17 protein-coding genes are annotated in these 13,915 nt (G+C 40.3%); all 17 read right to left on the reverse strand.

Annotated elements, in window-relative coordinates; all coding sequences use genetic code 11:
* Positions 1-20: 20 nt before the first annotated feature.
* Positions 21-1,196 carry a flagellar motor switch phosphatase FliY gene (fliY, locus tag H605_RS0104945; RefSeq protein WP_029053198.1) on the reverse strand — a complete coding sequence of 392 codons (1,176 nt, stop codon included), beginning with the start codon at positions 1,194-1,196 and terminating at the stop codon, positions 21-23.
* Positions 1,189-2,190: a flagellar motor switch protein FliM gene (fliM, locus tag H605_RS0104950; RefSeq protein WP_029053199.1), complete on the reverse strand. Its 1,002-nt coding sequence runs from the start codon at positions 2,188-2,190 to the stop codon at positions 1,189-1,191. The genes fliY and fliM overlap by 8 nt, the downstream gene beginning before the upstream one ends.
* 48 nt (positions 2,191-2,238) lie before the next feature.
* The gene (fliL, locus tag H605_RS0104955; RefSeq protein WP_029053200.1) at positions 2,239-2,670 is read right to left on the reverse strand and encodes a flagellar basal body-associated protein FliL; all 432 of its coding nucleotides are present in this window, start codon (positions 2,668-2,670) and stop codon (positions 2,239-2,241) included.
* Complete coding sequence (locus H605_RS0104960) at positions 2,660-2,884, reverse strand: flagellar FlbD family protein (protein ID WP_029053201.1); 225 nt, start codon at positions 2,882-2,884, stop codon at positions 2,660-2,662. The genes fliL and H605_RS0104960 overlap by 11 nt, the downstream gene beginning before the upstream one ends.
* 54 nt (positions 2,885-2,938) lie before the next feature.
* Entirely contained in the window at positions 2,939-3,736 is a 798-nt protein-coding gene (gene flgG / locus H605_RS0104965) for a flagellar basal body rod protein FlgG (RefSeq protein WP_029053202.1), read from the reverse strand.
* 84 nt (positions 3,737-3,820) lie between these two features.
* On the reverse strand, positions 3,821-4,192 hold the full coding sequence (locus H605_RS0104970; protein ID WP_029053203.1) for a TIGR02530 family flagellar biosynthesis protein: 372 nt from the start codon (positions 4,190-4,192) through the stop codon (positions 3,821-3,823).
* A 17-nt stretch (positions 4,193-4,209) separates the two neighbouring features.
* Positions 4,210-4,899, reverse strand: coding sequence for a flagellar hook assembly protein FlgD (flgD, locus tag H605_RS0104975; RefSeq protein WP_029053204.1), 690 nt, complete (start codon positions 4,897-4,899; stop codon positions 4,210-4,212).
* A 3-nt stretch (positions 4,900-4,902) separates the two neighbouring features.
* Positions 4,903-6,180 carry a flagellar hook-length control protein FliK gene (locus H605_RS0104980; protein ID WP_029053205.1) on the reverse strand — a complete coding sequence of 426 codons (1,278 nt, stop codon included), beginning with the start codon at positions 6,178-6,180 and terminating at the stop codon, positions 4,903-4,905.
* Positions 6,181-6,208: 28 nt separating this feature from the next.
* Complete coding sequence (locus H605_RS0104985) at positions 6,209-6,820, reverse strand: MotE family protein (RefSeq protein WP_029053206.1); 612 nt, start codon at positions 6,818-6,820, stop codon at positions 6,209-6,211.
* A 1-nt stretch (position 6,821) separates the two neighbouring features.
* Positions 6,822-7,274: a flagellar export protein FliJ gene (fliJ, locus tag H605_RS0104990; protein WP_029053207.1), complete on the reverse strand. Its 453-nt coding sequence runs from the start codon at positions 7,272-7,274 to the stop codon at positions 6,822-6,824.
* Positions 7,271-8,611 (reverse strand): flagellar protein export ATPase FliI, encoded by a 1,341-nt coding sequence (fliI, locus tag H605_RS0104995; RefSeq protein WP_029053208.1) that lies wholly within the window; start codon positions 8,609-8,611, stop codon positions 7,271-7,273. The genes fliJ and fliI overlap by 4 nt, the downstream gene beginning before the upstream one ends.
* A complete protein-coding gene (gene fliH / locus H605_RS0105000) occupies positions 8,608-9,381 on the reverse strand; it encodes a flagellar assembly protein FliH (RefSeq protein ID WP_029053209.1) in 774 nt (257 codons plus the stop codon). Before fliH ends, fliI begins: the two co-directional genes overlap by 4 nt.
* Positions 9,374-10,387 (reverse strand): flagellar motor switch protein FliG, encoded by a 1,014-nt coding sequence (gene fliG / locus H605_RS0105005; protein WP_029053210.1) that lies wholly within the window; start codon positions 10,385-10,387, stop codon positions 9,374-9,376. The genes fliH and fliG overlap by 8 nt, the downstream gene beginning before the upstream one ends.
* Before the next feature lie 13 nt (positions 10,388-10,400).
* Positions 10,401-12,002 (reverse strand): flagellar basal-body MS-ring/collar protein FliF, encoded by a 1,602-nt coding sequence (gene fliF, locus H605_RS0105010; protein WP_029053211.1) that lies wholly within the window; start codon positions 12,000-12,002, stop codon positions 10,401-10,403.
* 60 nt (positions 12,003-12,062) lie between these two features.
* The gene (gene fliE, locus H605_RS0105015; RefSeq protein WP_029053212.1) at positions 12,063-12,371 is read right to left on the reverse strand and encodes a flagellar hook-basal body complex protein FliE; all 309 of its coding nucleotides are present in this window, start codon (positions 12,369-12,371) and stop codon (positions 12,063-12,065) included.
* 31 nt (positions 12,372-12,402) lie between these two features.
* Positions 12,403-12,864 (reverse strand): flagellar basal body rod protein FlgC, encoded by a 462-nt coding sequence (gene flgC / locus H605_RS0105020; protein WP_029053213.1) that lies wholly within the window; start codon positions 12,862-12,864, stop codon positions 12,403-12,405.
* Between the two features lie 2 nt (positions 12,865-12,866).
* Entirely contained in the window at positions 12,867-13,256 is a 390-nt protein-coding gene (gene flgB / locus H605_RS0105025; protein WP_029053214.1) for a flagellar basal body rod protein FlgB, read from the reverse strand.
* Positions 13,257-13,915 lie beyond the last annotated feature (659 nt).

The following is a 13,915-nucleotide window of genomic DNA, read 5'->3' on the forward strand; positions in this document are numbered from 1 at the left end:
ATAATCCCTCCAAGTATCTTCTATCGTAAATTATTTAATCGATCCATTTGACTTAAAATATCTGTAATGCGGACTCCAAAGTTTTCGTCAATTACGACTACTTCCCCTTTCGCAATATAGCGATTATTGACTAATATATCGACAGGCTCCCCTGCCAATTTATCTAGTTCAATAATTGAACCTCCAGACATTTCGAGAATTTCTTTAACAGAACGCTTCGTACGTCCTAATTCTACTGTTACTTGAAGAGGTATATCAAGTAGTAAATTTAAATTGTTTGATTCTTCCTTGTTTAAAGAAGGTGCTTGAAAACTGGCAAACTCTGCTTGCTGGACATGCACAGGTGCTTGAGTCTGTCGTGGTGCAGAAGGTTCCTGGACAGGTGGCGCTTGATATTGTGATTGTGGCTGTACAGGTGTAGGTTCTGGTTCATATGCAGGCTCCGGCTCAGAATATGAAGGTGCTTGCGAATTAGGTGGTACTTCCGTCACGGTTGCCGCTTCTTCTTCCCCCATTAGTGAAGATACTAACTTTTTGCCGAATTCCAGTGGGAATAATTGCATAATATCAGAATCAATCAACTCGCCAACTTTTAAATTGAAAGACACACGAATTAATAAATTATGCGCAGGAATATTTTCGGTTCCCTGGTCTATTTGGATATTCATCAAATCAATAGTAGGTGGTGAAATATCTACTTTTTTGTTGAAGATAGTAGACATCGAAGTCGCAGAAGATCCCATCATTTGATTCATCGCTTCTTGCACCGCACTCAAATGAATTTCACTTAGCTCTTGATTCGGCGCTGTCCCGTCTCCACCCAACATGAGGTCTGCAATGATTGCTGCATCACTTTGTTTGATCACCAACAGGTTGACGCCGCTTAATCCTTCGGTATATTCGACCTTGATGGCTACATATGGATGGACGAAATCATCTTCCAGGTTATCACGTTGAATTAGTGAAATTTGTGGTGTTGTGATTTCTACTTTTTGCCCAAGCAAAGCGGAAAGCGCGGTTGCTGAACTGCCGAACGAGATATTTCCCACTTCACCTAATGCATCTTGCTCCATTTCGGTCAAATAGTTGCTAATATCGATAAATTTGGGTTCAGGTTCAGTTGTATCTGCAGGTTCTAATGTTTCACCCCGTAACAACGCTTCAATCTCTTCCTGTGAGAGAATATTATCACTCATCATCGTTATCCTCTCCCGTATTCAAAATTTCCAGTATTTGAACAGCCATACGATTACGTAATTTTCCTGGCTGTGCTGTGAATTTAGGCTTTTCCCCTATTCTTATCGTTAGAGGTTCCTCAATGCTAGTATCCAATGAAATTACATCACCAAGCTGCAGATGCAAGAAATCTTCGATAGATATTTGACCTTTCCCAAGGTCAGCTACTATAGGGAGTGATGCATTTTTAATACGTCTTTCCAATTCTATGCTTTGTTCAGCAGTAGGTTCTTTTTTATTCGTCTGCATCCAGTACTGCACAGAAAGGTTCGGAATAATCGGTTCCAACACAATGTGTGGAATACACATGTTGATCATGCCGCTAGATTCACCAATCATAATATTAAATGAAATAACGACCACCGTTTCGTTCGGTGAAATCATTTGAAGAAATTGAGGATTGACTTCCATCTCTGTCAGATACGGATCAATGTCAATTAGCCCTGACCAAGCTTCCCGTAAGCTGTCAAATGAACGTTCAAACAAATTGGTCAAGATCTTCGTTTCAATCTCTGTCATATTTTCCGCTTTTCCTGAACTCGACCCAAAACCACCCATTAGTCGCTCCAACATTGAATACGCGACATTCGGATTGACTTCCATCAAAATATTCCCTTCAAGCGGTGATACATCAAATATATTGATTAATGTCATATTCGGTATCGAGCTAATAAATTCTTCAAACGGAATCTGGTCTACCGACATCACATTGATTTGCACATACGTACGCAGCTGGGCCGAGAAGTACGTCGTCAGTAGTCTAGCGAAGTTCTCATGAATTCTTGTCAAACTCCGAATTTGATCTTTAGAGAAACGAAGAGCACGCTTAAAGTCATAGACACGTACTTTTCTAGTTTCTTCTTCCTTTTTCATTTCCTCTGCTGACATTTCACCCGTCGATAAAGCAGACAGCAGTGCATCTATTTCATTTTGGGACAGTACATCTGCTGACATAGGTCCACCTCCCATCGCGCATACATCTCTCGTAGATCACTCCAGCCCTCACTGGATGATATATGAAACAATATACACCTTTTGTATTTCACCATCTTGCATCAGCTCGTTTAACTTCGCTTTTATAGTGTCTTCAAATTGCTGTTTCCCCGCTTTCCCTTCAAGATCTTTTGTAGTCATTTCCGACAGCTCTTGAATAGCTAGGTTCTTCACTTGAAAATCGCGTTTCGTCAATTCCTCCGCTGCCTTTTTACTGTCTGTCTGGATTTTCAGAGATATACGGACAAAATTACGGCCAGACAAGTTCGTTGTAATTTCTTCCATATCCACTGATGACTCAATAATTTCATCAATTGACGGTGCTTTTTCTTCTCCATCACTGTCTTTATTGAAATTCAATATCAATACGACCGCCACGACACCGATCAACGTAATACTCACTAAAATGATCAATGAAATCGTCAATAATTTATTCTTCATCTTCTTCATCACCCCGGATATGCGGATTGGATAGTAGCTGGACCGCTTGATAAAATTCAATGATTCGGCTGTTTACTTCTTCGGCTGAATCCAGAACCACGTACTTTGATCCAGTCGTCAACGTAATCGTCGTATCTGGAAACGACTCGACTCTCTCTATGTACAATGCGTTTAGTGTGAAAGTCGTTTGATTCAATCTTGTCACTTTAATCATATGTAAGGGGCCAGGCCAAGGCCGGCCCGATCCTCCTTTTCAAACTATGCTATGTTATCGTTTCAAGTTTACTAGTTCTTGTAAGATTTCATCTGACGTAGTGATAATCCGTGTATTGGCTTGGAAACCACGTTGTGCAACGATCATTTCTGTGAATTCTTCGGAAAGGTCTACGTTGGACATTTCTAGGGAGCCGGATTTGATTGCACCTCGGCCATCTATTAATGGTGCTCCCGTTCCATCTTCCGCTACTCCTGAGTTAGCACTTTCTTGATATAAGTTTCCACCAATTTTCGTCAAACCGCCTGGATTTGAAAACTTGGCTAACGCCACGACATCTTCACCTTCTAAAATTCCATCAAGTACATATTTAACTACACCATCTTGCCCAATTGAAAGTGATGTTGCTTCTAGAGGCACTTCAATTGAACCTCCGCCCTCTTTAGAAAGATATCTTCCATCTCCATCCACGATATTTCCATCTTTATCAAGATAAAAATTTCCTGCACGAGTATATAATTTTTCATCATTTCCATCCTCAACTATAAAAAAACCGTCTCCTTCAATAGCTAAATCTAGCGTGTTACCTGTAAATTGTGTAGATCCAGGACTATGCATTGTATCAATAGTTGCTAACTGCGCTCCTAATCCCACTTGCTTAGGATTCACCCCACCTCTAGTATCACCAGGACCAGTAGCCCCTGCCACAGTCTGCGAATACAAATCCTTAAATACCGTACGCCCCTTTTTAAAGCCATACGTATTCACGTTAGCAATATTGTTACCAATTACATCTAATTTCGTTTGGAAGTTCTTTAGTCCAGAAATTCCTGAGTACATTGAGCGAATCATAAATAGTTTCCCCTCTCGGTTTTAGAGTGCACCGCGTCATTCAGTCGGCGGTGCAGTTGGCATCCTGTTAAGGTCCTGCCGTGTTTAGCTGAGTAGTATCGTGCCGTCTATATTCGTAAATAGTTGATCTTTCGCTTCCATGCGGTTCATCGCGGTGATAACGGTTGAGTTCTTTGCACTAACAATGAGTGCGGCTTGATCAGTCAACACGAGTGAGTCACGGATTCCTTTCCTCTTCGCCTCGTCTACTTTTTCTGAGATACGCGCCCATTCTGCGTCGGTCATTTGAATGCCACGTTCTTGCAACCGGTCGTTCGCATGTTTACTAATCTTTAATTTCTCTGGCTGCGTCGCTTGCTGTAAGTGTTCAAGGAATGACTGCTTAGATTGCGCTTGTATCTGTCCTTGGCGTATGAGTGGCGGTGATGGAATGCGATGGGCATTGATCTTGTTCATGACATCGCTCCATTCAATTATTCACTGATAGTTGTAAATTGATTGCCTTCAATCTTCGTACCGTCTTGTAATACATAATGTAGACTGCCTTCTTTATTTGTAACAGATATGACTTTCCCCGTACGTTCTTCTTCGCCTTCCATATAGCCCACTGTCTTCCCAATCAGCATACTGGCTTGTACTAGACTGTTTGGTTGACCGACTGCTCCAGAGCCTGAATTAGATCCATTGCCCATTACTTCAGAAATGTTTCCAGGTGATAATTCCTTACCATCCGCCATCGTGAAGATTACTGAACCGTCGATATACTTGATTGACTGTATAATGCCAGTTCCTTCATTGATGATCGGCTGGTCGTCTTCACCTTTTTTATCTGATACTTCATGCCAACGTATTTCTTTTCCTACGAAACTATTGTACTGAATTAACTGACTCTGATTTTGTGAATCTGCGAACTTCTCAAATGCCTTTGCTAAGTTCATAGTTTGTTCCAATGATGAAAACTGCGCCATTTGCGCGACAAATTCTGTATCTTTCATTGGGTTCGTTGGATCTTGGTTTGCCATCTGGGCAATCAAGATTTTCATGAATGCGTCTTTTCCCATTGTATCGGGTCCCGTTTTTCGCTGATCCCGTTGCTTATTGACTAAATACATCGAGTCAGTGATCGCATTTTTCGTTGTTGCAGCATTTGTTCCTTCTGGCAATGTTTACACCTCCAGTTCAATCATGAATTCTCGGAATGTTTGTTCCTGTTCATTTTGATTTTCATGTTGTTTTGCAGCTTGATCTTTTTGTTGCTGATTTTGCTTATTGAATGCCTGTTCTCGATCACTCTTTGACGGATCTTGTAACGTTTGTGATAAATCGATTCGCTCTACTTGTAAGTTCTGTTGATTGAAGGCATGTCGCAACTGATGCATTTGGCTGTCGAGCATTTCACGTGCCATCGCAGTGGATGCTAAGATTCTCGCAGTCATTACACCATTCACTTCCAGCAATTCAATCCGGACTTGCCCGAGATGTTCTGGGTACAGCTTGATTGAAATACGGTTCATTCCATTCGTCTGACCAAAATTTGCTCGATTTAGCACAGCTTGGAATTCACGCATCAAAGCTTCACTTCGACTTTCCGGAACTTTCTCTGAAGCGTTCATTTGGAATACCGGCGTTGTACCAGTCTGTGAAGCGATTGAAACCGGAGCTACTGTTTCACTAGGCCTCGACTGTTGATCTTGTTGCATTGTGTCTGCGGAAGATTGTTCTGTCATGAACCGAATGATATGTTGCATAGCCGGTGGAATTTTTAGAGGTTGTACGGTCGTTTGTTCCAGTTGACTTGAAAATTGTGAAAGAATCGGCTGAATCGTTTTCACGAGATCTTCTTGTTTTGTATATAAATCCATTTCGGGTGCTGCTAATTCAATTGCTTTAAGTAATACCATCAATTCCACTGAGTCTTTAGGTGGTATGTTCTCTATAGCAGCTTGAATTTTTTCAGTAGGTAATTTCTGTAAAACATCGAGCGCGAACCAAATATCTTCTGTTGCGGCCATCTGATCCAGTTGTTCTTTGGACATACCGGCATCTTCTAGGACGTTTGTAATTGTTTCTATTAGTTTATCAGGTTTTTCACTAATAATATGTGCTAATTGTTGCAGACTAGGTAATTTCTCTAAGTTTGATAGATCAGTTAACTTAACTGGAGTATTTTGTAGCATCCCTGTTTCTTTTACTAATTGGGCAATAGCTGGAGATTTAACAGACTGCTCTAGCTCTCCCAAAGAATCAGCGTTAAGAACTTCACCGAGTAGTTTAGTTAACTCTTGATCCACACCTTTTATTTGCGACTTAACAGGAACAGCACTAGCAGACAGGTGATTCTGAAACACTTCCCCAAATCGCTCTCCTTCAATAGTTGCTGTTGAAGTGGATGATTTCATAAGTATGCTTGGCGAACCTACATTCTTTAGTAGCCCTAAATTCACTTTTCCACCTCCCTCAATTACTATTATACTACTTTGTAAGCATAGAAGTATATTTAGCAGCATCTTCAGGGGACATTTTCTCTAGTATAGCTGCTAAAGTAGCGGGCTTTAGACTAGATAATATTTGAACAGCTTCCGCGTCTCCCATTTTTGTAATGACAGGAGCTGAAGATTTAGCCGACATTTGCTCATACGTCGTGATAATTTCTTTAAAATCACGCTTCGATTCACTTTGCGCAAGTTTTAATTTCTCGATTTCTTCATTCAGCTTTTCTTTCTCGATCACAAGTGTTTCATTCGAATCTTTTACTTGTGTGAGCTCATCTTGAACTTCAAATAATTGCGCTTCTTTTTCTTGAATCTCCGCTTGAAGAGAAATGACTCGTTCTTCCAGTATTAGATCACCCTCGATCTTTTCATCAGGTGTTTTTTGTTCAAGAAATGGAACTTTTGATGTCCACTCTTTCGCCTCATCAAAGACGTTTACATCGGCTACTTTGGCTATAATTAGAACAACAGCCGTCGTGAACATAAGAGGGATGATAATCCATGCGAGCAATATTTGGAAAAAGCCAATAGACTTTTTACTTTGCCTGTCCATTGATTCTCCAACCTCTTTTTTCTTATTTAATTTAGCCACTTTACCACCTATCTTCTCTTGAACGAAACTTCATTGTCGATAGTTCGTCAATGCGATTTGTCTCTACGTGTTCCATCTCGACATTATGTTGTTGTTTCCCGATTTCTTTCATTTTCTCAAACTTCTTCACTTCGATATTTTTCTCGAGCAATTGAGATTCATACCAATTCATTTTCGAACGAGACTTCATCACTTCTTGCTGAATATGATCAATCGATAGGTCAAGTGTGTTAATGAATCGGGAGTAGCTGTGCAAATCATCAATGGAAAAACCTGTAGTCATCCGTTGCTGCTGTTCTTCCAAGATATTTTCCTTCTTTTTCATCTGGTCATACAGTTGCGTTGCAATTTTTTCAAATTCTTCAATCGCTTCTTTATAAGCCATTTCTGTTTCATCACGTTCTTGTTCACGTAAATTCAGCACTTTATCAAAACGATAATAGAAAGTAGTCATCTGCGCTCTCCTCCTCCAGAAGCTAACGCGATCATTTCATTTACCGTATCTTCCAATTGAATATTCTCGTTAAATTTTTGTTTTAGAAAATCGGTAATGATCGGTTCATATTCAATTGCTTCGTCAATTTCACGTGACGTCCCTTTTTTATATGCACCAATATTAATCAAATCCTCAGATTTATCGTAGGCATAATACAGTTCGCGTAATTTTGCGGCTGCTTTCAAATGTTCAGGATCTGCTATATGATTCATCAGACGACTAACACTTTTCAAAATATTAATCGCGGGGTACTGACCCTTATTGGCAAGCGTACGGTCCAAGACTATATGACCGTCGAGAATTCCTCGAACAGCATCCGCTATCGGCTCATTCATATCGTCACCATCAACCAGCACGGTGTAAAACGCGGTAATAGCACCTTTTTCATTAGTACCACTACGTTCCAAAAGCTTAGGTAAAATAGCGAAAACGGAAGGTGTGTATCCCCGTGTTGCAGGCGGTTCCCCGACCGCTAGACCAATTTCACGCTGCGCCATAGCTACACGTGTGACTGAGTCCATCATCAACATGACATTCAGCCCTTTATCCCGGAAGTACTCAGCAATCGCTGTCGCTGTCATAGCGCCTTTAATTCGCATAAGTGCTGGCTGATCTGAAGTGGCGGCGACTACAATTGTTTTCTTTAAACCTTCTGGCCCCAGATCTCTGTCGATAAACTCACGAACTTCACGACCACGTTCTCCTATAAGTGCAATCACGTTGATATCCGCTTCCGTATTACGGGCGATCATCCCGAGCAATGTACTTTTGCCGACACCGGAACCTGCGAAAATCCCTACACGTTGACCGCTGCCTACCGTTAACATCCCATCGATTGCTTTTACTCCTACAGCTAACTTGTCGTTAATAGTAGGACGTGTCAAAACGTTTGGTGGACTGTTTTCTGTGCGAACAGTTGCCAAACCTTTAGGCAATGGACTTGAGTCAATAGGTCTTCCTAAAGAATCCAGGACTTGTCCTAGTAAATTCATACCGACTTTTACTTCAAGAGGCTTGCCCAGCGTTTCGACTAGACAGCCACTTGAAATATTGCGAATATCTGTGTAAGGCATTAGCATAACAATTTCTTCTCTAAACCCTACGACTTCTGCTTGAATGAGGGAACGTCCCCCTTCCGGAATGTTCAAATGGATGAAACATACATCCCCAATCGATGACTCAGGACCTTCTGATTCTATAAGCAATCCAACAACCCGTATTACTCGACCATACTTTTTCAGTGTGTTGATATTTGGGATAATCGGAATTAGATCTTCAGCTTTTTTCAAATTCACACACCATCTTCCATGATTTTCACCAATTGTTCTTTCAGTTCGTTCAGTTGCTCGTCTACACTCACTACGATTCGGCCATGGTTCGTTTCGATAAAGCAATCTGTTGCACTGAAATCTTCATTGACGAAAATAAGGAATGGAGTTTCGGGTGGAAAGATCGAAGCAAGCTCAGAGCGATGTGTCGTTACCATTTTAAACTGTTCAATTGAGACGAACAGTTTTATCTCTTTGCTATCTTGCGCTTCCTTAATTCCTTTCCGCACGATCGATAAATATGTCTCATCGTCTTCTTCTATCACTTTATTAATAATCCGTTCCGCCGAGCTCATACCGATATCCAAAATCACTCGTTCTTGATTGATTAAATATTGCGTAGCGTTCTCGTAAGATAATGTAGTAGTTTCGTTCGCAGCCTCTATCATTTCACGCATTTCCGCCATAGCTTTATTCCGTCCATCATCGAATCCAACTTGAAATCCCTCGTCATATGCTCGTTGCTGTAATTCTTCTTTTTCCCTTGCCCAAGCTGCATGCATTGATTCGATATCCGCTGCCGCTTGTTCCAATCGCTGTTTTATTTCGGCATCTACAATGTTTTTACGTTGCTCCATCTCCTGTAACAAGCGATTGCGTTCCATGAACATCATGCCTGTACTAACCGGCTCTTCCGCTTCTTCTTCAGGTTCCAATGATTGCAAATTACGTATCGAAATTGCTTTTGTGGGACGTTGATTCATTACAGTTCGCTCGGACCGAAACAAATTAGACAATGATGTCATCTCCTCCACCACGCGCTATGATAATCTCGCCTGCATCTTCAAGCCTGCGGATGATTCCTACAATGCGGGATTGTGCTTCTTCCACGTCACGAAGTCGTACGGGTCCCATTACATCCATTTCTTCCCTGAATGACTCTGCCATTCGTTGTGACATGTTCTTGAATAAGATATCTTTTACTTCTTCACTAGATACTTTCATCGCTAAAATCAAATCTTCATTTTCACAATCACGGATGACACGTTGAATTGAGCGGTTATCCAATGTAATAATATCTTCGAAAACAAACATTCTTTTACGAATCTCTTCGGCAAGCTCAGGATCTTGAATTTCAAGAGCATCCAGAATTGTTTTCTCCGTCGAACGATCTACACCATTCAATACTTCAACGACCGCGTCTACACCGCCTGTTTCAGTAAAGTCTTGGGTAACAGTAGATGATAGTTTTCGTTCAAGTACTGCTTCTATCTCACTGATTACTTCAGGCGAGGTCGATTCCATTGTCGCTATTCGTTTTGCGATATCCGCTTGCATTTCTTGCGGAAGCTGTGACAGGATTAATCCTGCCTGCTCCGCTTCCAAATATGACAAAATTAAAGCAATTGTCTGCGGGTGTTCATTTTGGATAAAGTTTAGTATTTGTGATGGCTCTGCGCGTCTTGCAAAATCGAACGGTCGCACTTGAAGTGAAGATGTTAGACGGTTAATAATGGCTTGGGCATGGTCTTTTCCAAGTGCTTTTTCAAGTACTGTTTTGGCATAGCCAATACCACCTTGAGAAATATAGTCCTGCGCGAGAGCAATATTATGAAATTCTTCAATAATCTCTTCCTTTACAGAGGACTCTACTTTTTTCACACCCGAAATCTCCAACGTCAGTTGCTCAATCTCTTCTTCATTCAAATGCTTATAGATTGAAGCTGAAACTTCAGGACCCAAAGAGATAAGCAAAAGAGCAGCTTTTTGTTTTCCTGACATGTCTTTATCTTTCTTAACCAACTAAACCCCTCCGTTACTCCTTGGTGATCCATGTTCGCAATAATTTCGCAAATTCTTCCGGTTTATCTTTAGCCATCTTTTCTAGCTGTTTTCTGCGTGCTGTCGCTTCTGTCTCTTGTTCCAAGTTAATGTCATCGACCTGTACTGAATCTAATTGAGTCTGAGCATGTTCCTCAGCTAACTCTTCTTCCATTTCTGCTTCATTACGTCTCTTGCGCAAGAACAGTACAACCAGAACAATAATTGCGAGTAGCAATACACCGCCAATCAAATATACCCACCAAGGGATGTTTGTCTTAGCATCTTCAAAGATCACATTTTTCCCTTTTAATGGCTGAACGGAAACCGCAATTTTCTCGGCTAGTATTTCTTCTGTTAATTCTCCAGCTACTTCTGTATCCAATGAAGTACGTACAATGGTCTCTAAAATACGTTCAACATCCTGTCGTACTTCAGGTGCCAATGAAGTTGGATCGTCCGCAGTAGGAGGTTCAATCATCACTTGAATACCGATGTTACTAATTTTGTATGGGCTCTCTACTATATCTTTTCTAATTCTATTTACTTCATTATTAATCGTTTCTTCGAGCCGTTCGTAATCTCCGTCTCCGCCTTCACCTTCAACGTAGGTAGTACGATTATCAGTCGGATCCTCTCCTTCAGGTGTACCGCCCACTGCCGGGTTCGTACCTGAGAATGATTCCGTTATCCGTTGCACGCTTAATGCAATACCTTCCATGTTCTCCGGATCTACAGGTGTAACCAGATTCTCTTCACGTTGTTCTTTCTTAAAGTCGATATCTGTCGTAACGGATACAACTACTTTATCTTGTCCCATCAACGTACCGAGCATCATTTGAACTTGTCGTTGCAAGTCGCGTTCAATGGTTTTTTTCACACCCATTTGATCAGTCACACTTGCTCCATAAGAATTTCCTGAATCTTTTAGATCAAAGTACTCAAAATATTGGTTCTGGATGACGATATTTTCATTAGATAGATTAGGCAAGCTTTTTGAGACTAGATTATAAAGTGATGTGATTTGTTGTTCTGAAAAGCTTTGTCCGGGATTTGTCTTCAACATAATCGCTGCACTAGCTTCTGAGGTCGTGTCATTTACAAAAATACCCTCTGTCGGTAATGTAAGCATCACTTTTGCGTCCTTAATACCTTCTATACCCTTTATTAGATTAGCTAATTCTGTTTGCATCGCAGCGAGCTTAATCATATTAAATTCATTATCCGTAGTACCAAAGCCAGCATTATCCGAGAAGAATGAATAATCGATCAGACCGGAATCCGGGAAACCTTCAGCCGCTAGCGATACACGTAGATTATCCAATTGTTTTTCAGGCACTGATATTGCAGTACCTCCTGGCTCCACTAGATAAGGTACCCCCTGACCATCCAGGACTTCTTTTATCCGTCCAATTTCAGATGGTGACACTTCTGAATAAAGCGTTACATATGTAGTGCGCGACATAGTCACTGTTAAAAAAACCGCCAATATAATCATGCCGGCCGTTGTCGCTATATAAATAGTTTTTTGGTTTTTTGTTCGACTCTCCCAGAAAGCTTTGAGATCCGCTCTGAGCTTTGTCAATCTTTCTTTCATTCTAATCCCCCGGTCAGCCTCACTAGGTTTGATCACTTTCCGCCTAGTGCTTTCTATCTGTTAGACAGGCATTCTAATGATTTCTTGGTATGCTTCTACCACTTTATTGCGCATTTCTACTGTTGCATTTAAAGCAACACTTGCTTTTTGTGCCGAGATCATCACATTATGCAAATCGACATCTTCACCTTTGACAAGTTTCGTCGTCATAGTATCTGAGACCTTTTGAGTTTGATCTACTTGATGAATCGCATTGTTTAACATTGCTGAGAAATTCTGCTGGGCTTCAAAAGGTGTTCTTTGGGTTTTCACTTCAGGTTGCTGAATCGACATGGCGGGCATAGCCCCTGTAATTGATTGTAAGGCCATCTAGTTCACTCCTATTTAAATTAGTGCTACTTTATCTTCCAATCTCTAATGCTTTCATCAACATAGATTTATTTGCATTTAACGTGGTTACATTCGCTTCATACGATCTCGTTGCAGACATTAAATCAATCATTTCACGCAAAGGATCGATATTTGGCATTTCTACATAACCTTCTTCATTCGCATCTGGATGAGAGGGATCAAATACCAATTTGAACGGCGTCTCCAGATCTTCCTTCACACGTGTTACAACCACTCCATTTCCTGCGTTACCGTGTGAGTGAACTCCTTTTGCAGCTTGCAAGAATGAAGAAAACTGTCCTTCTTTCGGTTGTAAAGTGACAGTTTTCCTTCTATACGGTTGCCAGTCGCCATCAACTTGCTTTCCTCGAGTTGAATCGACATTGGCCATATTGGAAGATATGACATCCATACGTAGGCGTTGAGCAGTTAATGCAGAAGCCGATACGTTCAGACTATGAAATATACTCATAATCAACGTCCTCCTTTTATAACACTTTGTAGAGAATTAAATTTCCCATTTAATCGTTCTATTAAAGCGGAGTTATATATTTGATTGGCAGCTAAATCCGCTTGTTCTTTATCCATATCAACACCATTGCGATCTTGTCGATAACGCAAATTAGATATATCAAATGTTTTACTTGTCGTGGAATGCATAAAGTCTACATGCCTCGAGTCAGTCTTGTACGCTTCTAGACCCTTACTTTTCTCATTAGAAAACACTTCTTTAAAATTGACATTCTTAGTTTTATAGTTAGGTGTGTCTATATTTGCTATATTTTGCGAAATTGCTTTACCTTTCGCAGATGAATAATTCAATCCTTTTTCAAGCAGGTTGATGGTACCACTATAAATCTCCATCGTTTCCCCACCTTTCCCTCATTTAATCCATTTTTCGCGGTTTTTCTTAAAAAATTCTTAGGTCATACTACTCTTTAATACTATTTTTGTCTAAATAGGTCGTTTTTTAGTATTCTATTACTCTATTGTAGCTGAGACTAATGATTTTTGTCCAATGTTTTCTAAATAAAAATATAGTATAAAATAACCACCACCAGTTATTCAGAGTATTCTATACATTAACGCTAATTACTTAGTATCATATAAGTTTATTTATTATGTAATGAATAAGGACTCCTTTTATTTTAATATGAGTAATTTACTCACAAATTAATAGGTAGTTGTAAACGTTAAACTAGATTCAACAGCTTTCAACAAATAAGAATCAACAGTTTTCCACAAAAAAATCTACTTTCTATATACTGAAGCTAGTCTATAGAAAGAGAGGTATAGGAAGTGGAAAAGTGGATGGTTTACAATGAAATACATAGATTGCGTAAAGAAGGATTCTCTAACAGTGCAATCTCCAGAAAGCTCAAAATTTCTAGAAATAGGGTGATTGATTATGGGAAAATGAAACCAGATGAATTCTTCAAATTCACATTGTCTTTACAGACTAGAAGTAAGAAGTTAGATCCCTATCGAGATCAAATACTTGAATGGTTAAAGGAGCATCCGGA

Source organism: Sporosarcina ureae DSM 2281, assembly GCF_000425545.1.
Taxonomy (GTDB): Bacteria; Bacillota; Bacilli; order Bacillales_A; family Planococcaceae; genus Sporosarcina; species Sporosarcina ureae.

Coding starts and splice junctions, on each gene's coding strand:
- fliF (WP_029053211.1), bottom strand. CDS start 12,002: ATGAAAGAAAGATTGACAAAGCTCAGAGCGGATCTCAAAGCTTTCTGG.
- H605_RS0104970 (WP_029053203.1), bottom strand. CDS start 4,192: ATGAACAAGATCAATGCCCATCGCATTCCATCACCGCCACTCATACGC.
- flgG (WP_029053202.1), bottom strand. CDS start 3,736: ATGATTCGCTCAATGTACTCAGGAATTTCTGGACTAAAGAACTTCCAA.
- fliL (WP_029053200.1), bottom strand. CDS start 2,670: ATGAAGAATAAATTATTGACGATTTCATTGATCATTTTAGTGAGTATT.
- flgC (WP_029053213.1), bottom strand. CDS start 12,864: ATGAGTATATTTCATAGTCTGAACGTATCGGCTTCTGCATTAACTGCT.
- fliY (WP_029053198.1), bottom strand. CDS start 1,196: ATGAGTGATAATATTCTCTCACAGGAAGAGATTGAAGCGTTGTTACGG.
- fliJ (WP_029053207.1), bottom strand. CDS start 7,274: ATGACTACTTTCTATTATCGTTTTGATAAAGTGCTGAATTTACGTGAA.
- H605_RS0104960 (WP_029053201.1), bottom strand. CDS start 2,884: ATGATTAAAGTGACAAGATTGAATCAAACGACTTTCACACTAAACGCA.
- fliE (WP_029053212.1), bottom strand. CDS start 12,371: ATGGCCTTACAATCAATTACAGGGGCTATGCCCGCCATGTCGATTCAG.
- flgB (WP_029053214.1), bottom strand. CDS start 13,256: ATGGAGATTTATAGTGGTACCATCAACCTGCTTGAAAAAGGATTGAAT.
- fliM (WP_029053199.1), bottom strand. CDS start 2,190: ATGTCAGCAGATGTACTGTCCCAAAATGAAATAGATGCACTGCTGTCT.